Source organism: Vibrio sp. J2-3(2022) (assembly GCF_021725735.1).
Classification (GTDB): Bacteria; Pseudomonadota; Gammaproteobacteria; order Enterobacterales; family Vibrionaceae; genus Vibrio; species Vibrio diabolicus.
Window position 1 is genome coordinate 598,316 of record NZ_JAKKCK010000001.1, and the last position, 22,428, is coordinate 620,743.

The window sequence follows — 22,428 nt, forward strand, 5'->3', positions numbered from 1 at the left end:
TTCATGATTAAAGAAAGCACCCGAATAGATAGCGAACACGCTGACAAATACTTAGTGACACTTTGTCGGCATTTTGGACGAAAGGTTCCTGCTACTTGGAATGAAAACAGCGGTTTGGTGACATTTCCGACGGGAAAAGCGGAGTTTGCTCTTTGCGAGTCTAGCTTGACCATTATTTGTGAGGCGGATTCCGAAGAAAAACTGGGCAAAGTGAAGGCGATAATCTCATCACATGTAGACATGTTCTCTCGTCGAGAAACATTAGCACTTAACTGGGTTCGCTAGAGCTATTGATGAATGTGCAGAAAATGAGAGCGCATTAAAAGCAAAAAGCCCGCGATCTTATCATTCGCGGGCTTTTATTGTTCGAATGCTATTGCTTTTTAGGCTCTAGATTCTAGGCTTTTTTTTTCCTGTTGCATTTTTGCTAGGAAGTAGATATTAACGCAAGCAATAAAGCCGTTAGTTAATACTACAGGCCAAGAATCAATCATTAGTCCGTAAGCAGTAAATAGCGCACAACCAATAAAGTTAAGGATACGAAGCTTAACAATATCTTTCATAGTTAGCGAAATTGCGACCATGATTGAAGCTGCATAACCTAAAATCTCAACCATATTCATGTCCATTTTTTGACCCTCTTAAAATCTGCCGAATTTTGTCGGTACCAATTCTTCTCATCTTGAGATTAATGAGGAAGCTCCATGCCTCGAATGGTCTTTTTTTGTTGTATGGACGCACTATATCAATGGAAAAACCGTGATAAAAGCCTCAAATCAAGGTTAAGAGAAGGTTAGCGATTACGCAAACGTTTAGGACGGGAATTACTGATAATTTTACTTATTGTGTTGATTGATAATAACGATGGTATTAATAGCTCTCACATCATTGAAAGTGGGGGAATATTTACATATGATTGAAAATGATAATTATTTTCAAGTGTGATGTTTATGTATTTTCTTATTAGCTTGCTCGTATTTTTTTTACTGTATATCAGGACAAAGCCGAATTCGTGGTGCTCGGGAATTCATATTGTGAGCCACATTTTCATGGTTATATTTTGTCCAACGATTTATGTCATTCAATATTTAATCGTCACGTTTTTCTCGTCACCAATATTGATTAAGTTGTCATCACGTTCAGGTGTATACAACATTCTTATTGCTTTTCTTCCATTATTGATTGCAACCGGTAGTTTGGCGTTTAGCTGAGCGTTTTCATCTATCTTCTTTTTTAAAACGACTACACTTATACGGAATAAGATATCAATTTCATATAATTAATCGATATTGCGGCGTTAGGACATGTGTCACATTTCTGTGACTACTAGTAAGTTTTACTTACTTTGCTCATTAGTGCGCCATTTATCGATTGTTTAATGAGTTGATACTTAGTCTAATCGTCTAAAGGTGTGCAGTATGCCGCACTAAATCATTTAAAAACTATCTAAAAAGGTTAATGGGAAACGTAGGCCATTAGCGGAGGTCAGATGAGTACGCAAACCGTGCCGCAGAACGCGATTGTAAATGCTGTCAAAGGTGAAGTCTTGGTTTTAGGTCTGGATGGAAAAGTCAGGTCTATAAAAGCGGGGGATGAGTTAATATCTGGCGAAGTGATCATTACTGAAAATAACGCTTCTCTTGATGTACAGATACATAATGAGCTGTATCTGGTTGATGCTAATTGTGTCGCGTGCCTTCCAGAACCTTCTTTTGAACAACCAGAAACCTTGCTGCAAACTCCAGTTAATGGCCAGGTTACTTTCGATCCAACAGCTATCGAAGGTGCTAACTTTGACGCTAATGATGTCGCGGCTATCCAACAGGCCATTTTAGATGGTGCTGACCCGACTGCTATTTTGGAAGCAACGGCTGCTGGTGCTGGCGCTGAAGGCTCAGCCAATGCTGGCTATGTGACCGTTGAATATAATAATCCGGAAGTACTTGCCTCCACCTTTTTTGAGACGTCAGCGACTCGTAGCGGTGTAGAAGAACGCGATGAAGCTGATGATTTGGATGTCACTATCTTTGCCGATGGCGGACAATCATTGCAATCTAGCGTAACAGAAGGCTCAATTTCTCTATCAAGCTATCCGCAAACCATTTCGTCTAGTGTGCTGGTTGAAGCAGGGGATCTCGCACTTGATACCGCTTCATTTGTACCAGAAACGTCTTCTTTAGAGTCTTTGTTAACCGAGTTAAATAGTGACATTACCTCTGGTGGTCAGCCTGTGGCGTTCGTTTACGACGAAGCGCAAAATGCCATTATCGGCACTCAAGGTGGTAACGAAGTGCTTCGTATCGAGATCGAAGCGACATCTTTAGGCCGTGATTTAGAGTTAGAGGTCGTTACCACGATTAGCCAGGGTATTGACCATGTGGCGTCCATCGCTGATGGCCAAGTATCTATCGTCGGTGATCAAATCAATATTGCTTTTGATATTACAGGCGCAGATATTGGTGGTAACAGTATTCAAGCCCCTATTGATTTTACGACAACCGTTATTGATGGCGATGATCCGGCGCCGCAAAACGTTACTTTCGAAAACGTTGAATCTTCTTCTACTCCGATTACTGGCACCTTTGTTGATATTGGTAGTGATCAATTGGCAACGGTCACATTTAATCAAGAAGGACTTAGTCAATTTGATGGCCTATTGAGTGATAATCAGGCAACAGAGGCGGTACTCTCTGAAGACGGCAGCACTATCACCCTGTCCATTTCGGGCGCTAATGAAATCGTTTTAACCATCAGTCTGAATACTGATGGTACTTACCAATTTGAGCAATTTAAGCCGTTAGAACAAACAAACGGTGAAGATACGATTGAGCTCTCTTTACCAACCACAATCGTCGACTTTGACCAAGATACGGCAAGTAACACCTTTACGATGACCATCCTTGATGGCGATAATCCAGTGATTGAAAACGTGACGGGATTGTCTTTAGACGAAGCGGGTGTTGACCAAGGTTCACAGGAAGGCGCGGTAGTAACAAGTGGCGCTGGGTCGATCACGACAGCGGTCGGTAGTGACATCATTGATCACTATGAGTTGGAACCTACAGAGTTTAATGTTGGTGGAGGACTTCAATCTCAAGGGCAGGTTGTTCAACTAGAATTAGCGTCCGAGAGTAACGGCGTGCGTACTTACGAGGGCTTCATCGAGCTGGATGGCGTGCGTATCACAGTATTTGATGTGGCGATTGATACCCCTGTATTGGGCGAATACCAATTCAACTTGTATGAACAACTCGACCATACGGGTGCTAACGATGACTCGCTCACTTTCTCACTGCCAGTTTACGCGGTAGATGCGGATGGCGACCGCTCCTCGATTACCGACGGCTCGAACACACCAGAAGCGGCGCAAATTGTCATTCAAGTTCAAGATGACGTTCCTTCGATTGATGGCGTTGATGCGCTAGCCGTCGATGAAGACGATTTATCAAGCATTGGCTCCGATCAAAGCGACTCTGTGCTCGCGCAAGGTAGCTTCACGACGACTCAGGGCTCAGACCGAGTTGTAAGTTATCAATTAGAGAGCGGAACTGATCCACTCAATGGGTTGGAATCACAGGGTCGATCTATTTCTCTGACGGAAACAGCCAACTCAGATGGCAGCTTTACCTATTCTGCAACGGCAGAAGGGGACGCTATCTTCACCTTACAAGTGAACCCTGACGGTTCTTATTCATTTATCCTTGAAGGTCCAATCGATCATGCTGTGGGTAGCGATAGCTTAACTTTAGACTTCAATATTGTCGCAACGGACTTTGACGGTGACACCAGTTCACTTGTTCTACCAGTGACCATTGCTGATGATGTGCCAACCATTAACGACGTTGTTGCTCTTACCGTCGATGAAGATGACTTAAGTTCGGTAGGCTCTGACCAATCACAGCCAACGCTGGTTGAAGGTCAGTTCACGACGACTCAGGGCTCAGATGGCGTCGTACAGTATCAGTTGGATGTAAACGCTGATCCTTTAAATGGCCTGCAATCTCAAGGTCAAACCGTCTCCATTGCCGAAACGCAAAATGCAGACGGCAGTTACACCTACAGCGCAACGGCAAATGGCAGTGCAGTTTTCACATTAATTTTGAATACCGACGGCTCGTACAGTTTTGAGTTGCAAGGTCCAATCGACCATGCGGCAAATAGCGACAGTTTAACTCTTGATTTTAGCGTTATTGCGACAGACTTCGATGGTGATACAAGCCAAATCGTGTTGCCAGTTACTATCGTGGATGATAAGCCAACCATTACCGATGTCGATGCGATTACCGTTGATGAAGATGACTTAGCAACAATTGGCTCAGACCAGACTGACCCGATTTCAATTGATGGCACCTTCACTACCACACAAGGCTCTGATCGAGTGGTGAGCTATCAGCTTGATGCTTCTGCAACACCAGTTGACGGCCTTACTTCGCAAGGCGTGGCAGTCACGCTGACTGAAACCGCAAACGGTGATGGCAGCTTTACTTATAAAGCAACAGCGGGTAGTGAAGCGGTCTTTACGCTTACAGTGAATACCGATGGCTCTTATAACTTCAAGCTTGAAGGGCCAATTGATCATGCTGTTGATAGCGATGAGTTAACGCTCAACTTTCCAATTATCGCAACAGACTTTGATGGTGACACCACAAACGCGACTATCCCTGTCACCATCGTGGACGATAAGCCAGTGAGTACTGACGTGGATGCCATTACGGTTGATGAAGATGATCTAGCATCAATCGGTTCAGACCAAAGCAATCCGATTTCTATTGATGGCAACTTTACTACCACACAAGGCTCTGACCGAGTGGTGAGTTACCAACTCGATACTTCAGCAACACCAGTGGACGGTTTAACATCGCAAGGTGTGGCTGTCACACTGGCAGAAACCGCAAACGCTGACGGCAGTTTCACTTATGAAGCGACAGCGGGTGGCAACCCAGTATTTACTCTGACAGTAGATACTGATGGCTCTTACAACTTCACGCTAGAAGGTCCAATTGATCACGCGGTTGATAGTGATGAGTTGACACTGAACTTCCCAGTTATAGCCACCGACTTTGATGGCGACACCGTCACTGAATCCATTCCAGTCACGATTGTTGATGATGTACCGACTATTACAGCGGTTGATGCGCTGAATGTTGATGAGGATGACCTTAACGTTGTAGGTTCCGACCCAGGCGGCGATCTGTTCGTTAAAGGCGCGTTTACCACCACACAAGGCTCTGACCGAGTGGTGAGCTACCAACTGGATTCAACCTCTGATCCTGTCGCGGGCCTGACGTCTCAAGGTGAGGCGATTACCTTGGTCGAAACGGCTAATGGTGACGGCAGCTTTACCTATGTTGCGACCGCAGATGGCAATCCAGTATTCACGTTAAACGTCGCAACAGATGGTACTTACGACTTTACGCTGCAAGGCCCGATTGACCATGCAGTAAATAGCGACAGCCTAACGATTGATTTCCCAATTATTGCCACCGATTTTGATGGTGATACGGCTACGGCAACTATTCCAGTCACGATCACGGATGATGCACCAGTTATCGATAACGTCGTGCCGCTGGCTGTGGATGAAGATGATCTCTCAGGTATTGGCTCAGACCAAAGCGACGCTGTTTATGTAGAAGGTGCGTTCACGACCACTCAAGGGTCAGACCGTGTGGTGAGCTACCAACTTGACTCAACGGCTGATCCTGTTTCGGGGTTAACTTCGCAAGGTGAGCCTGTTACCTTGGTAGAGACTGCGAATGCCGATGGCAGCTTTACTTACGTTGCTACCGCGGATGGTAACCCGGTCTTCACCATGAATGTGAATGCTGATGGCACATACAACTTCCGTCTGGAAGGGCCAGTCGATCACGCGTTAAACAGCGATGAATTAGTTCTGAACTTCCCAATCATTGCAACAGACTTTGATGGCGATACGACGACGGCGACCATTCCAGTCACGATTACTGATGACGTTCCAAGCATCGACAACGTTGTTCCACTGACAGTAGACGAAGATGATCTCGCCACAATTGGCTCAGACCAAAACGATGATGCGTTTATGTCGGGTTCTTTCAGCACAACTGAAGGTTCGGACAGTGTTGTTAAATACCAGCTTGATGCAACAGCAGATCCAGTAGCAGGGTTGACCTCTCATGGTGAACCTGTCGTGCTTGCTGAGACGGCAAACGGTGATGGTAGCTTTACTTACACTGCCACAGCAGATGGCAATGCCGTATTTGAATTAGTGCTGAAGCCAGATGGCAGCTACACCTTTACTCTGCAAGGTCCATTAGACCATGCGATGAATAGCGACAGCCTACAAATCGATTTCCCGATTATCGCAACAGACTTTGATGGCGACACTTCAACTAAAATACTGCCTGTCACTATTGTTGATGATCAGCCAAGCATCACTAATGTCGATGCGATCAGCGTGGATGAAGATGACTTGGCGACGATTGGCTCTGATCAAAACGAGTCCGTGTCGATTGATGGTCACTTTGTCACGATGGGCTCTGATCATGTTGTGCGTTATCAGTTAGACGCGTCCTCTAACCCTGTTGATGGCTTAACCTCACACGGGGTTGTGGTGACAATTACGGAAAGCGCGAATGCGGATGGCAGTTTCACCTATACCGCTACCGCAGGATCAGAAGCCGTATTTACCTTGACGGTGAACAGCGACGGCAGTTATAACTTCACGCTTGAAGGTCCAATTGACCATGCAACAGGTAGTGATGAGCTGACGCTCAACTTCCCAATCATCGCGACGGATTTTGATGGTGATACCACCACAGAAACGATCCCAGTCACCATCGTCGATGACAAGCCGACTATTACTGATGTTGATGCGATTACCGTTGATGAAGATGATTTAGCCACGATTGGCTCGGATCAAAACGATCCAATATCAATCGATGGCAACTTCACCACAACGCAAGGCTCTGACCGAGTGGTAAGCTATCAGCTCGACGCTTCTGCAACACCAGTTGATGGTCTTACATCACAAGGCGTGGCGGTCACGCTGATTGAAACCGCAAATGGCGACGGCAGCTTTACGTACGAGGCGACAGCGGGTACTGAAGCGGTCTTTACGCTGACAGTGAATACTGATGGTAGCTATAACTTCACGCTTGAAGGTCCAATCGATCACGCAGTAGATAGTGACGAGTTGACGCTCAACTTCCCAATCATTGCAACAGACTTTGATGGCGATACCTCTGCTGAGACAATTTCGGTCAAGATCATTGATGACAAGCCGACACTTGGTGGCATCGAAGCAATAAGTGTGCAAACGGTTGATGAGGACGATATCCCAACGGTCGGATCTGATGGTACGCAGTCGAACAGCATTGCAGGTAACTTCATCGCGACTGATGGCTCTGATGGCATTGTCGAGTACGGTGTTTCTGACCTAACGACGCCAGTACAAGGCCTGACCTCTGGTGGTCAATCACTGGTCATGGTTGAAGTATCAAACGCAGGTGGCGTTTCAGTTTACGAAGCGCGTATTGATGGCACGACGACACCAGTATTCCGAGTGACCCTTGATGCCTCTGATGACAGCTACACGTTCGATTTGCTCGCTCCTCTCGATCATCCAAATGCTGATGGCCAAAATGAACTGGTCATCAATTTGCCGATAAACGCGACTGACTTTGATGGAGACGTGTCGAACAACATCACCTTACCAATTACGGTTGTGGATGATGTTCCGACCATTGATGGTTTACTAGCAGGCAGCGAACAAACCGTTGATGAAGATAACCTACCAGCAGGTACGGATGCTGCAAGTGCAGAAGATACTGTTATTTCAGGTACTTTTGATATAACCGAAGGTGCTGACCAAGTTGCTTCTATTCAGCTTAGTGACCTGACCACGCCTGTTGCGTCACTGACTTCAGATGGTGACGCTATCACCTTAGTTCTGTCTTCTAGCGCAAATGGCGTGAACGTATACCAAGGTCTCGCTGGCAATCCTGCTGAAGTGGTGTTCGAACTGACGTTGGATGCAACGAACAACACCTACGAGTTCGATTTACAAAAGCCGCTTGATCACCCAGATGGTAACCAGCAAAACGAGATCATTATTAATCTCCCTGTGACGGCGACAGATAATGATGGTGATACTTCACCAGCCTTCACATTGCCAATTACCGTTGTGGACGATGTTCCAGTTGTTACCAATATTGAAAGTCTACGTGTAGACGAAGATGACTTACCTCTCGGTTCTGATGGCACTAAAGAGCCATTAACGGTATCAGGTGAATTTGAAGTCACTAGCGCAGATGGTATTGATGCTTTCGAATTGGATCTGAGCTCAAATCCTATCCCGAATCTGAAATCGGGTGGGGAAGACGTCACGCTTTCTCAAGACGTTAGTGCTTCAACTGCTGACGCGCTTGTTTACGTGGGACAAACTCCGAGCGGAGTGACTGTTTTTACGCTGACACTTCATCAAGATGGTAAATACGACTTTGAGTTATCTGGTCAGTTAGATCACGCGGTTAACTCTGATGAGATTTTGTTGAATCTACCTGTGAAGATTACAGATGGCGACAACGATACCATCACTGCGACCTTGCCAGTGACCATCGTAGATGACAAGCCAACCATTGATGCTATTAGCTCTGGTAGTACCTTGTCTGTGGATGAGGATGATATTCCAAGCCAAGGTTCGGACGACACGCCAGAATCCAATATCATTGGCGGCAACTTTGACGTTACGGATGGTGCTGATTCTATCGTTAGCTTCCAGTTGGATAGCTTGACGTCGCCTGTTTCTGGACTTACCTCAGGTGGTCAGCCGCTTGAATTGGTTGAGTTTTCAAATTCAAACGGTGTGATTGAGTACCGAGCTTATGTACAAGGTACGACGGATACCGTCTTTAAACTGACGCTAAATGGTTCAGCAGACAGCTATGAATTTGAACTGTTGGGTGCACTTGATCATCCTGCAGGTAACGATGAAAACTCGTTAGTCATCAACTTCCCAGTCAACGCGACCGATTTTGACGGTGATGTATCAAACAACATCACTTTGCCAATCACAGTTGTGGACGATGTTCCAGCGATTGTGAAATTGACAGACTCTAGTCAGCAAACGGTAGATGAAGATGATATTGCTGGTGGCTCTGACACGACAAGTGGCGATTCGACGGTACTGACTGGCGGATTTGAAGTCGTTGATGGCGCAGATGAGATTGTCAGCTACCAAATTTCTGATCTCAATGCAGTTGTGTCTGGCTTAACTTCGAACGGCAGCAGTATCGAGTTGAATGTGGTGAGCTCGGTTGGTGGTGTAACCAGTTACGAAGCGGTGATTACTGGCACATCAACTAAGATCTTCACGCTGTCTCTTGATGCGAATAATGACAGTTACCAATTTGAACTGTTGGGACCAATCGACCATGACGCTGTTCAAGGTGAAAACAACCTTGTCATTGATATCCCAATTACAGTCACAGATTTTGATGGTGACACGTCATCATCACTGAATCTTCCAATTACCGTGGTTGATGACACTCCCGAAATTAAATCAGCAGATGCTTTGGCTGTTGATGAGGATGACCTTGCCAATGGCTCTCAGGCAACCAACAAAGACAGCCTAGAAGCAACGGGCAATTTCGATACGGTGGAAGGGGCAGATACCGTTGTCTCTTACCAGTTGGATCTTACTTCTAACCCGATCCCAGGAGTCACTTCAGGTGGTCTTGCGGTGACGTTAGTTCAAACCGCGGTAAGCAACAACAACTTTACTTATCAAGGTCAAACACCTGATGGTAACTCAGTATTCACGCTAGTTTTGAACGCTGACGGCTCTTACAAGTTTACGCTTGAGGGTGTGCTAGACCACTCAATCCAAGGCGAAGATACACTTATACTTGATCTCCCAGTCTTCGCGACCGATGTTGATGGCGATACGGCTGATATCAACTTACCAGTGACGATCACCGATGATGTTCCAACCTTGTACGATGCATCTATTTCGCGTGTTGAGGGACAAGGCAGCCGCACGGTTCACTTATTCCAAGACCCTGTAGAAGGTGATGACGATCTTGGTGCTGACGGCGCACAAGTGACTTCATTTTCGGCTGATGATTCAGGCATTTACTTTAAGCAAAACGGTGTTGATTCTGATTCTGTCGATTTGAACGGCAGCGACCAAGTTGTGTACGTTCACAAGGTTCTTGACGGAATGGATACTGAAATCGGTCGTCTGATTGTTCGAACTGATGGCCGTGTGTCATTCCGTCCGAATGACGATCTTGACCATACAGAAACCGACTCGATTGATTTCACCATCAACGTTGTTGCAACCGATGGTGATGGCGACATTGCTGATGCCGATGTGGATATCTCGATAAGAGACCGTAATGCGCAAATTGACACGTCTACCGTTACTGCGTTCGAGGACCAAGGGCGTGACGGTGTCGTTGTGGGCGTTGACTCTGCAAATACTCAGGATAACTTGTCGACGCTGGATGTGACGCCGGCGAAAGTCGATTTGGTTATCGATTTGCATGATATCGATCGTAACGAAAGCTTAGGTGACATCACGATTCGAGATGCTGATACTCACAACGGTACTTTCTATTACCGAGATGGCAGCGGTAACTTCATTGAATTAACATCTGTGGGCAATACGGTTGTTCTCGACGCATCAAATGTCGAGCAGTCATTCAATGGTGAGTTTGTCTCGTTAGATAACTTGTACTTCGTACCAGATCGTCATACATCAACCGATGCTTCTGGTATCGATCCTCGTATCCGTGTGGAAATTCTTAACAATGGTACGTCAGATCATACGATTAATAGTCGTTTAGACATTGAAGTTGCTGCCGTTGCAGATATTGCGACTTGGACGACGAGCAGCGAGTTTAACTATTCTGTCGATGAAGACGGAAACAACGTCGCACTTAATATCACGGCGGAAACTCAGGATACTAGTAATCCTGAAGATATAGTGTACGAGCTCGTCTTTACACAAGGGGAAGGTAACGCAGAGTTAGTATATTCGGATGGTAGTGCGATTCCACAAACTGGTGGTGTTTATCTCGTAGATGCCAGCCGAATTGGTGACGTTCAAATTGACCCAATCGATAATTTCTCGGGCGAAATCAAGATTGATGTAACCGCGATTACAACAGAAAACAATAATCCGTTATCAGGGAAGGAAACGGCACGTTCAGAGACAGAAACTATCATCATTGATGTTAACCCAATCGCGGACCCAGGTAGTTTTACAGTCAACCGAATCAATGTCTTTGAGGATAACGCTCGAACTCAAGACACCGTCAATCCTGTCACGGATCATGATCCACTTCAGTTAAGTGAAGTGATTACCATGAAGCCGTCTGCGGATTTAGATGGTTCTGAAGCACTGTTTGTGCGTATTTCTGACTTCTCAATTGATGGCGTTACGTTAGTGTGGCTTGATTCAGCAAACCCAAGCCAAATAGTGGAAGTGACCGATTCAAGCGGCAATGTACTCTATTACGAAGTGCCAGAATCTGAGTTAGCCAACGTCGAAGTGCTTCCTCCGTTGCACAGCAATGATGACTTTACTTTCAACGTTGAAGGTATCGTAAAAGATACGGCATCGTTATCTAGTGGGGTTGCCGAAGATATGTTGTCACTAGGCAGCAAAACAGTGATCGTCGGTGTGAAAGGCGTAGCTGACATACCATTTATTGAGCTTAATGATAAATCAGGGATCTGGCATGAGTTTAATGACGGCAATGTAAGAGGTATTGAGACTAATATCGATGAGAATGGTCAAGTAGAGTTGGGCTTTAGTGTCATCTCTGGCGAGTTACCAGATAACCCGAATGATCACTCAGAGTCGGTTACGGTTCTGCTGTCCAATATTCCGGAAGGTGTCGAGGTATTTGATAGCGATGGTGCATCCGTCGATCTGACCTTTGTAGGCTATGACGCGCAAAATCAGCCAATCTATGAAGCCAATATCACCACGGCGAATATTAATTCTGGAATTGTTATTAAACCGGAAGCGTCATCGACGGAGAACATTCATATTACAGCGACGACGATCGTCACAGAGAATGATGGTCACAGTCGAACCTCATCGGGTGAGATCCGAATTATTGTCGCTCCTGTCATTGATGCGCAAGATAACTACACGGTTCAATCAGAAGGTGATGAAGATACACGCTTTAATATTGATTGGAAGCCAACGTTGGCTCAAAGCCCTGATACAGACGAGTTCTTTAGTGATGTGACGATTTCTGGATTTCCTCCAGGCAGCACGGTTTATGTCGATGGTGTAGCACAAACATTGGTTTCTGGAACATTAATACTTTCGCCACTAGCGAACGAGTCGGAGCAAGACTTTTCTGCTCGAATCTCTCAAAGCGGGTATGTCCAGGTGCAATTAGAGCAAGACTCTAGTACTGACTTTGATTTGAATACTACGGTGACGGTGAAAGAGATTGACCACGAATATGTCGATGCTTCTAATCCAGGGCAGGGAATTGCAGAAAAAACCATCAATGGCATGGTGCATGTCCAAGTCAATCCAATCGTTGAGCCAGAAAATACAACAGGATCGCTAGACGCCCAGACACGTTTGCTTGTTACTGAAAGCACTGGCGTTGTCACTGACATCGTGAAGTCAGACGGTCAAGGGAACATTGATTTTACGATCAATACTTCAACGGGTGGGGAGTCTGGTGCGAATATCATCAAATACCAAGAGTTTGACGCCTCTTCAGATGAAGTGGTGACTCAGCTTGTTGTTCAGTTCCACAATGTCGACCCTGAGATTCTCAATCAATTGGTCATTGTTGGTGCATTGAACGAAGGCGGCGGTCGATGGACAGTCATTGACGAAGAAAACTTCTCGATTAAAGCGCCTTCGGGTCTTGATTTAACGCCAAACGACGACAGCGATGATGGTGACAACGGCGGTCTATCTCAAATTGGGTTAACCATCTATGCCGAGGTCAACGATTTAGGTGAAGATGCCGTTGAAAAAGACGCAACAGTAGTAAGAGAGACTGACGTGACACTTGAGTTTCCGACGGTTCTCACGCCGCAAACAAGTGTTGCAGCTGAAATTCAGGTGGCTGATGACGTCCAAATTGAAGCATCGGAAGATAATGCGATCGACCTTGGCACTCAATTGACGTCGAAAGTCGATGCGATTAATGCGGATGGTGTGGAAGATGTTTTGACTGTTGTTATTGATCCATCTGCACCCGGTATTCCTCCAGGCTTGGTGATAACAGGCACTGATATCGATTTTGTCAATGGTAAATACGTTTTCCAAGCAGATATTGATGCTAGTGGCAATATCACAGGTTTGGACGGTTTAACGATGCACTTGGCTGAAGATTACGCTGGTGATTTCGAATTGCCTGTGAGGTTTGTCACTAAAGACACAGAGTCTGGCGACGAAAAAGAAAACAACGTGCGAATTCCAGTCCAGGTTTTACCGATTGCAGATGTTCCGAGTTCGGCGGGTGATCAGCCACTAGATGGTGATGTTACACCAAATGTGACAGTGGATATCACAGGTACTCTCGGTTTAGACGCTAACAAACAACCAGTTAATGACCTCAATAACGATGTACCAACGGCGGATGGTGTGGGTTATGAAGATGGTTTAATCCAACTTAATCTAAATGTCGATTTTGCTGACCGTTATAACAATATCCAAGGTGGTCAGGAAACGCTAACGAACATCAAGTTAGCACTCGATGACGCAACACTGGGGGAGTTTGTTGACGCAAATGGCAATAGCTTAGGGACAAGTATTGAGTTTAATGAAGCTGAGATTTTAGCGGGTGCGCTTGATAATGTTCTGTTTAAGCCGAAAGAAAATTATCCCGTAGGTGGGGGACAAAACACCGTCAAGATTAATATCGAAGGAGAGATCACGGACGAGGCTGTATTTGATCAGTCTATCCTAAATAACCCTGGCGATAATATCGATATAAGAACTTTTACTGATGACGTGACATTCGAAGTTACGCCAGTGGTGGACGATATTACGATTACAGGTGCCGATCCTACGAAGCCAATTACCGTGGTTGGTGACGAAGATACTTTAATTTCGTTGAATCAATCAGGCTCTGGGGTTTCGATCAGCTTAAACGATAATGATGGCTCTGAAAGTTTCGTTTCACTCAAGTTAACAGGGATCCCTGATGATTTTGTCGTGCAATCCAATTCCTCTGATTATGTTGTTAAGAACAACGGCGGAGGAGAATGGAGTATTCAGCTAAAAGACCTTACTCAGACATCCGTTGATTTGAGTGACATCCAAATCAAACCGCCGAAAAACTTCAGTGGTGAGGCAGAGATTGGCATTACCGTGTTCATCCAAGAAGAATTGTTACAAGTACCAACTGAGCGAACTAATAACTTTACGCTGGTTGTGAATCCTATTGGCGATGATGTTGATGTGAATCCTGATACTTCAGCTGCGGGGAATGAGGGAGAAGATATTGTTATCAACGTCAATGCGCTGGTGGTTGATAACAAAGAGTCCATCGGAGATGGCGCAACCTACCAGGAAAATGATCCAGAGACGCTGAGAGTTGAGGTTTCAAATGTCCCTGATGGGGCGAGTGTTTCATTACCTGATGGAACGGTGTTTACTGACCAAGGAAATGGCGTCTTCGTATTAGAAATCGATGCTCAAGATTTGGATCAAGTGGTCTTTAATTCTGGTGATCGCAACGATAACTCATGGGGTGGGTCACTGCATTTCAAAGTGCAAGCGGTTGATACCGGGCTCGATGGTCGCCAAAGTTTAGGTTCAGCCGAGGAGTTTGACGTAGCTGTTGATGTTGAGGCGGTGAATGATCGACCGGAGTTCGTGAATGTCATTGACGTTGAAACACCAGAAGACAACGCTATCCTGCTGGATACATTTGGTATTTCGGATGTGGATGCGGTACTTGATGATCCTACCGCAGAGTATGTCTTGAATATTGCTGTCGATAGCGGTTACTTGGCGCTCGAACCATCGATTATTGCCAATTACGGATTGACGATTTCTGGAGACGGCACGGGTTCAATTGAACTGAAAGGAACCGTATCTGACCTTAACGCCGCTATCGCTGATGGTTTAGTGGAGTTTAACCCAGCGCTTAACTTCTTTGGTAACGTCAATGTCGATATCACTGTCGATGACCAAGGCAACGAAGGGATTGTGATTAGCGGTGTCGATGAAACACTCAATTCAAATAGCAGCCAATTTGTAATTGAAGTCACAGAGGTGAACGATGCACCAACAACATCTGAAGTGACGTTAACAAGTATTGATGAAGACAGTGGCGCTGTTATTGTTACCGCAGCAGACTTGCTGGTTAATGCGGTTGATATTGAGTCGGACAATTTAACCGTTAGCAATGTTACGCTTGTCGATCCTGCAGCAGGGACACTTACTCAACTGAGCTCAACGGAGTGGAGCTTTGAACCTGCTCCTGATTTTTACGGGGATGTAAGCTTTAATTACGATATTACGGATGATGGCATGACCAATGGCGTCTCGGATCCGAAGACCGTCAGTGGCTCAGCCGTGATGACAGTGCAGGCGATTAACGATGCTCCGGAGATTGATGGCTCAATGGTCACAAATACGATTGTGGAGTCATCGGATCAAAAAGTCTCAGGTATCGAAATTACCGATGTTGATTTTGCAGGTGTTCATGAGAATGAAATCATGACGGTGTCACTCAGCATCGATGAGGGTGATATAAGTGTCGTTGTCCCAGCGGGGAGTGGCATTACTCAAGGCGTTGGTTTAGCAGGTGAAACTGTACTGATGGGGACTTTGTCTCAGCTTAATAGTCTTTTCGCTTCGACGGATCCGGATGTCGGTGTATTTATTGATGCCAGTGACGTGAACAGCAACTCTATTGCGCTTACCGTTACCGCTGATGACAACGGTATCTTCTATGACAACTTAACGGGTTCCTCATTACAAACATCAGAAACGTTTGATATTAACGTAACGCCGGTCGCTGACGTACCAAACCTGGCCATTGATCAGAACTTTAGTTACATTCAAAGAATTAGTGCGAGTCAAAGTGCAAGCCGTCAAGGCATCGCGCTGGTGGGTATTATGGCTGCGTTGACAGATGTCGATGAAGTACTGGCCTTAGAGCTCACAGGCGTACCAAGAGGAGCCACGATCACGAGTGAGGCCACAACATCGAATATCAGCTTTGATGGTACAACATGGACTGTTCCAGAAGATGAAATTGATACGCTACACATCAATAATGCGATCCCGGGAGATTACGATATTACATTGACTGCGGTTTCTACTGCATCAAATGGTGATCAAGCGTATTCAACGCCATTAGATATTAATCTAAACGTTACGCTAAATAATCAAGATATTGATCAGTCCGCTGAAAGTGAAGACAGCTATCTTATTGGTAGTGATGCAGGCATTACTTTAGCAGCAGGTACGGGAGATGATTATATCCTAGGAGGAGATGGAGACGACGTGCTTATCGGTGGACTAGGCTCTGATATTCTGACTGGTGGTGCGGGTAGCGATATCTTTAAATGGACAGAAGACACGGTGGATAATGGTGCGATTGACACCATCACTGACTTTAGCGTTAATGAGGACACCATTGACCTCAAAGACGTGATCGCTGATTTGAATGATCCAACGGCAGGTATTGATGATTTACTTGCGCACATTCAAGCCGATTACGACGCATCAACAGAAAATGTTTCTCTGAACATTACGACGGATGCAAATGTCCAGCAAACCATTGTTGTGGAAAACTTAGGTACATCGATAGACTTCAACGGTCTTAGCTCCAATGAGATTGTAGAGTCATTGCTGAATCACGGTGTTATTGATAACGGATAAATCTGGATTCAACATAAAACGGGCGGCTTTAACAAGGCGTCCGTTTTTATTGGGAGTTATTGATTTTTATCGAGACTTATTGAATCGAAATAGCACAACATTAGATAGCAAAAGAGGGCTTGTTACGGATTTGTAGTGACAGGTCGGAACTAAGAAGTTTTAGACGTGAATATCGAGTAAGCTGCCAATGACTTCATTGTTTTTCTCAATGACGGATGCACCCACTCGGTTGTAACCTGCAGCTTGCGTCAGGTTGATGAGTGATTCAACTTTTTGAGAGGGGAGGCTAGGAGTTGAAGCGGTTATTGCGACATCTGCCACTTTAGCCAAATCGATGTTGTGAGAAGCGATCTCTTCTTTCACTTTACCTAAATTATTATTAATGCCATGCGCGGCTTTTTCAGCCATCTGCTGTGACATCTGAACAATTTGTTGCCCAGATTGAATTCCTGATACAGGCATATCACCACTCCCAATACTATGCTAATGAGAGCATAGGTGGAGATTATAAAACGTTCAAGTGTTTTATATCAATGATTTGATTAAGCAAACAGTTTAGAAAGCATTTCTCGCTCTTCAACTGAAAGTACTGGGTTTTGCGTTTTGTTTAACTTTACGCTTATCTCACCCTGTAATGATTTCAACTGACTCGCCGTTAAATCGCTGAGCTTTTGTTTAAGTTCATTAAATTGTTGTGCGTTCATCTCAATACCCTCGTTGTAATTCGGTTTATCCTTCATTTCCCGAAGTTCTTCGTCCTTTGGATACAACATATTTATTCAACCTAGATAGATTAGAATTTGATCGATTGCTTTTTGTCCGAATATTGTCAAGGTGTGTTAAGTGATACGTCAGATTTTTCCTATGAAGGTACATAATTACCCACTTTGGGGTAGATAGAAAAGTAGAAAGAAAAAAGGAAGCGACAATCCGCTTCCCATTTATATGCGTGTGTTACTAGTTAACCCTCACTGCAAACTTACTGGCGAGTGAATGTAGCTCTGGGAGCATGCGATAGATAAGGTGAAGTTGCTGCAATACCATGCGAGCGGAACTATCATCTTCATCTCGCCACTCATTCAAGCGTTGCTCAAGTCCCGCGTCGTCAATATTAGATAAATCGCACTCTTCGCAATGCTGGTGAAGCTGTTTATGGAGGACGTCTAAATGCTGATGAATACAGCGGTGTGCATCTAAAACGAGCTTATGAATAGACTCATCTTCAATGCGAGTTCGGTGCGCGCCAAGAGCAGAAATATAGTTCAGCATTGCGTGATTTAACGTTAAGAAGCGGAAGCTCTCATCAACGGCAGCACGATATTTACCAGGTTCCGCAAGCATTGTACTGATAGCAGAAGAAAGTGAGGCATCACTGTTATGGGCCTGACGACGAGCAATGCGATAGCTCAAGTTGTCCTTTTTACCAATTCGATACTGACCAATGATCTGATCGAGATACTGTTTGTTAGCATCTATCGCATCCGACATGACTTTGTGCAGCCTTCTCGATTGCCAATCTGGCAAAATAACCAGTACGGCTCCTACAGCAAGCACACACCCGATGAGGGTATCAGCTAGTCGAGGAAGCACAACCGCGTAACCTTCACCTAACTGGTTGAATAAGAAGAGGACCAGTAGCGTTATAAATCCGGTTGCGTATCCGTAATTGTTCATCCGAAAGGCGAAAAACATCACGCCAGAAATAACGATGAATACTAACTGGCTTTCTTGAGAAGGAAAGAAAGTCAGTAATGGTACGCCAATTAACAAGCCGGCTAATGTGCCTATGACTCGCGCTGTCAGCTTTTGACGCGTTGCACTGTAGTTTGGCTGACACACGAAGAGAGTGGTTAAGAGTATCCAGTAACCTCGGTCGATGTTGAATACTTGAATGATTCCATAACCAATCGTCAAGGCAATCGACATACGCAATGCGTGTCGAAACAGCATCGAATCTTTGTGTAAATTCGCGGATATACGCTGCCACATGGCTTTTAATGTGTGCGGGTTAGTATCGGCGAGCGTATCTTCCTCTAGGCCCTCAACATCTGGGTTGTTAATGTTATTCAGTTGCTTTTCTACCGTCGCTAAGTTATTGAATAAATATGTTAACTGCATTAGCAGACGTTTCCAGTGTCCTTGCTTTTGTTCTTCTAAGTAAGCAAGTGAATTTTGCACTTCAGCTAAGGCCAAGATGGACTGATCGGTATGTGAGTATTCATTCCCTAGCTGAATCGCTAATGCAATATCACGACACGCTTGGGCTTGAGATTCCAAAAGATATTTAAAACGAAACAGCACATCAGAACGTTCAAATTCAGTTGCTAAATCTTGATAGCGGTAATGGCTAGAGCTGACTCGTTCGTGGATGTCTTGAGCGATGAAGTAGATATTTAAGAATCGGTCACTGGGGCCATCAATGTGGCCGCGTTTCGAGCGGTTTAGTAATGTGGCTTTGCAAGCGTTTAGCGCCATCACCGTCGCTGCGTTGCACTTGGCGGCTTCAATCCGAAGTGGCTGTGGCGTTAGGTTGGTGACAGGGTGAAAGAGCTTGGCTTTCGCATCGAGATAATTTGCCATTTGGAAGAACACATTGGCTAAGCTTTGTTGCACAGGCTGAAGAGGCCAAAATATCTGCCAAATCATCGACATGAAGTAATACCAAGCAGCACCAGTTAAAAGCAGTAGTGGCTGAAACCAAATGTTAGTACTTTCATGCGCACCAAGCATGGTGTAAATGGCGATCAGCAAAGAGCCAAAAGCAATGCTCGCGTATTTAGGACCTATCGCTCCAAGAATGATAAAACCAAAGGTTGAGATAAATAACCCTAATGCAAATGCCCAAGGGGTGTCGAACAAGATTTCAATTGAGAAAGCGGCGAGCGCAAAACAGAGAAAGGTCAGAATCAGCGCCTTGATGCGTCCAGTGAAACTATCATCACTCTCTGCCAAAGCAGCTGCAATAACGCCCAATATTAGAGGCGTGATCAGCGTGTTTTGCTCGAAGTACCAAGTCGGGATAACCACACCCAGTAAGGTGATTAGGATAAGAACGCTGTAATTTATGGTCTTGTTTGCCCAGTAGAGCCGAAATTTAGAAGTTGCTTGCACAATGCGCCTTATGTTTCCGATGAAGAACGGGGGAATACTACCAAACCCACTATAGCGCGTTTATGATTTACTTTAAGAAAAATTCGTTGTTGCTGATAAAATCAACAGGGATGTCATTGACTTATACTAAAGCAGCCACGCAATGTGTCTATAATTGTAAAGTCAGCTTCAAATAGAATGAGCTTTAGGTTACTAAATCGACAGTAATGTGAATTTTATTAAAGAATAAAAGAAGATGCTTACTTAGGTGCTCGCCATTGCTACAATTTGGCGCCTTAAAATGATATAAATCGACAACTTCTAAATTAAAAGGCGCACGTTTCATGCAGCTCACTGCCACTAGCAAAGCACAGTTTTTTATTCAAAATGAGTACCATCACGTCGAAATAAAAGAGAACAGTGTTTTATTAAGCTCAATAGGCAGTGAAGAACATATTCCTTTTACGATCTGGAATGGCAAAGTTAGCGTAAAGCGTGGGTTGTTATGGAGCTCTTTGCAGTTTTTTGCTCATGAGCACGAAGGCAAACAACAAAGCTGGCTAGTACAAGGGCTACCGTGGCCACAATGCCGTAAGTTTGCTCTTGAAGCTGTTCGTCAGTATCAAGAATGGCACAATACTCAGTGCCGAAAACTGGCTGAGTATCTACCTAAGTGGGAAGAAGAGCTCTACAAACTTAAGCATCTTCCTGCCTATCTATCGCACTCTCAAGTGGTCTCCTGGGTGGAAAGTCTTAACCAAGAGTTAAGCGAAATGAAAACCACTCTAGAAGAAGCCAAAATGCGGATGCCGAATCGCATGGCGGAAATCGAACCTTGGCTTATTGATACGTCTGCGACGCTTGGTGAGCGTAATCGTGATTGGCTTGAGGAAGAGCGTCCGAATTGGGAAGTGCTGTTTAATCGCATAGAATCTTCGCCTTTAAACTTATCCCAGCAATATGCGGTGTTGCTCAACGATGATCACAACTTAGTCCTTGCTGGCGCAGGCTCTGGCAAAACCAGTGTTTTAACGGCTCGAGTTGCATACTTGTTGCAAAGCCACCAGGCTCAAGCAGAAGAGTTGCTTATGCTGGCTTTCGGTCGTGATGCCGCGACTGAAATGAAAGAGCGTTTAGTGGATAAAGTAGGCATGGCCGCAGACGGTGTGCGTGTGAATACGTTCCATCAACTAGGCTTATATATACTTAATCAAGTTGAGCAACAGCCTGTTGAGATCAGTCCGTTGGCGTTAGATGACAACCAGCGAACGGCATGGTGTGTAGATTGGCTGAAAAAGCATTGGATGACGCCTACTAACTTTAAACGTTGGCAAAAACATTTAGACAAATGGCCGATTGCCTATTTAAAAGGGGACGATGAGTTAGGAAGTCACTCAGAAAACCCAAAACTGATCGCGTGGCTAGACTCTCAGTTGTCTCACTTAGCTGCGGTAGGGCTAACCAAAAAGCAAGTGCAAGAAAAGTTGGTAAATCACCAAGACTATACTCGTTTAAACAGCGAACTCGCCTTGTGTTGGCCATGTTTTACGGCGTGGCAGAAAATGCTTAAAGAAAGCAATCAAGTGGATTTCCCTACCATGATCAGTCGTGCGACAGATTATGTAAATAAAGGGAAATTTGTCTCTCCATGGCGCTTCATTATGGTCGATGAGTACCAAGATATCTCTCCAGACCGTTTAGCGCTGATTGAAGCACTGTGTGAATCCACTCAGAAACAAGCGGGTGCGACGTTGTTTGCGGTTGGTGATGACTGGCAGGCCATCTATCAGTTTGCTGGTGCGGACGTCGATCTTATCACTGGGTTTAAAGAGCGCTTTGCTCACTCTACCGTTCATCATCTAGATACGACTTATCGTTTCAACAATCAGATTGGTGATGTGGCAAACACTTTTGTGCAGCAAAACCCATCGCAATTGCCGAAAACACTAAATAGCCACAAGCAACGTAAGCAGAAGAGTGTGCATACCGCACCGAGTAACCAAGTTGAAAAGATCTTGGATCAATTGAATCAACAAGCCAAGCAAACCAAGTCAGTCTTATTGTTAGGACGTAATCATTATCATAAGCCCGACTTGTATGACGATTGGTTGCGACGTTTTCCTAATCTCGATATTCGTTTTATGACTTGCCATGCGAGTAAAGGGCGAGAGGCTGATTTTGTCATTATTCTTTCTGTGGATGAGGGGCAGTTCCCTGCGAAGAAGAAGCAAATTCACATTGATGGCGCATTGACCGAGTCCAAAGACAAATTCCCTCACGCAGAAGAGCGCAGGCTGTTTTACGTGGCGATTACGCGTGCGAAAGAGAAAGTTTGGATTACGCACACTGGCGCTGGGTCCGCATTTGTTCAAGAGCTCGTCAATGGTGATTATCCGATCATCACTTCGCGTTGAAGGCAGAGTTCTGAATTTTAGAAACAATAAAGGCGATACTCAGTATCGCCTTTACGTTATTCG

At 45.0% G+C, this 22,428-nt stretch carries 7 protein-coding genes; 3 read left to right on the top strand and 4 right to left on the bottom strand.

The features are described 5' to 3' along the window. The first annotated feature begins 3 nt into the window (after positions 1-3). Complete coding sequence (locus L3V27_RS02615; protein WP_005397185.1) at positions 4-285, top strand: DUF2218 domain-containing protein; 282 nt, start codon at positions 4-6, stop codon at positions 283-285. A 98-nt stretch (positions 286-383) separates the two neighbouring features. Here the strand turns inward: L3V27_RS02615 and L3V27_RS02620 are convergent, their stop codons facing one another. Then, positions 384-629 (bottom strand): YgjV family protein, encoded by a 246-nt coding sequence (locus L3V27_RS02620; RefSeq protein ID WP_005397186.1) that lies wholly within the window; start codon positions 627-629, stop codon positions 384-386. Between the two features lie 860 nt (positions 630-1,489). Here L3V27_RS02620 and L3V27_RS02625 point away from each other — a divergent pair. After that, positions 1,490-16,861, top strand: a complete 15,372-nt coding sequence (locus L3V27_RS02625; RefSeq protein ID WP_237310945.1) for a retention module-containing protein — start codon at positions 1,490-1,492, stop codon at positions 16,859-16,861. Between the two features lie 159 nt (positions 16,862-17,020). Here the strand turns inward: L3V27_RS02625 and L3V27_RS02630 are convergent, their stop codons facing one another. The 3 genes from L3V27_RS02630 to yccS all read right to left on the bottom strand — a co-directional run bounded on the left by L3V27_RS02630 (position 17,021) and on the right by yccS (position 19,972). Then, complete coding sequence (locus tag L3V27_RS02630) at positions 17,021-17,323, bottom strand: hypothetical protein (protein ID WP_237310947.1); 303 nt, start codon at positions 17,321-17,323, stop codon at positions 17,021-17,023. An 80-nt stretch (positions 17,324-17,403) separates the two neighbouring features. Continuing rightward, positions 17,404-17,634: a hypothetical protein gene (locus tag L3V27_RS02635; protein ID WP_046875991.1), complete on the bottom strand. Its 231-nt coding sequence runs from the start codon at positions 17,632-17,634 to the stop codon at positions 17,404-17,406. Positions 17,635-17,818: 184 nt separating this feature from the next. Beyond that, positions 17,819-19,972, bottom strand: a complete 2,154-nt coding sequence (yccS, locus tag L3V27_RS02640) for a YccS family putative transporter (protein ID WP_005396670.1) — start codon at positions 19,970-19,972, stop codon at positions 17,819-17,821. Positions 19,973-20,295: 323 nt separating this feature from the next. Between yccS and helD the strand changes: the two genes are divergently transcribed. Then, positions 20,296-22,365, top strand: a complete 2,070-nt coding sequence (gene helD / locus L3V27_RS02645; protein WP_006742784.1) for a DNA helicase IV — start codon at positions 20,296-20,298, stop codon at positions 22,363-22,365. The last annotated feature ends 63 nt before the right edge of the window (positions 22,366-22,428 follow it).

What these genes read in the sequence shown, in the direction of transcription:
- L3V27_RS02615 (WP_005397185.1), top strand. Translation starts at nt 4, where the DNA reads ATGATTAAAGAAAGCACCCGAATAGATAGCGAACACGCTGACAAATAC.
- L3V27_RS02630 (WP_237310947.1), bottom strand. Translation starts at nt 17,323, where the DNA reads ATGCCTGTATCAGGAATTCAATCTGGGCAACAAATTGTTCAGATGTCA.
- L3V27_RS02625 (WP_237310945.1), top strand. Translation starts at nt 1,490, where the DNA reads ATGAGTACGCAAACCGTGCCGCAGAACGCGATTGTAAATGCTGTCAAA.
- helD (WP_006742784.1), top strand. Translation starts at nt 20,296, where the DNA reads ATGCAGCTCACTGCCACTAGCAAAGCACAGTTTTTTATTCAAAATGAG.
- L3V27_RS02635 (WP_046875991.1), bottom strand. Translation starts at nt 17,634, where the DNA reads ATGTTGTATCCAAAGGACGAAGAACTTCGGGAAATGAAGGATAAACCG.
- L3V27_RS02620 (WP_005397186.1), bottom strand. Translation starts at nt 629, where the DNA reads ATGGACATGAATATGGTTGAGATTTTAGGTTATGCAGCTTCAATCATG.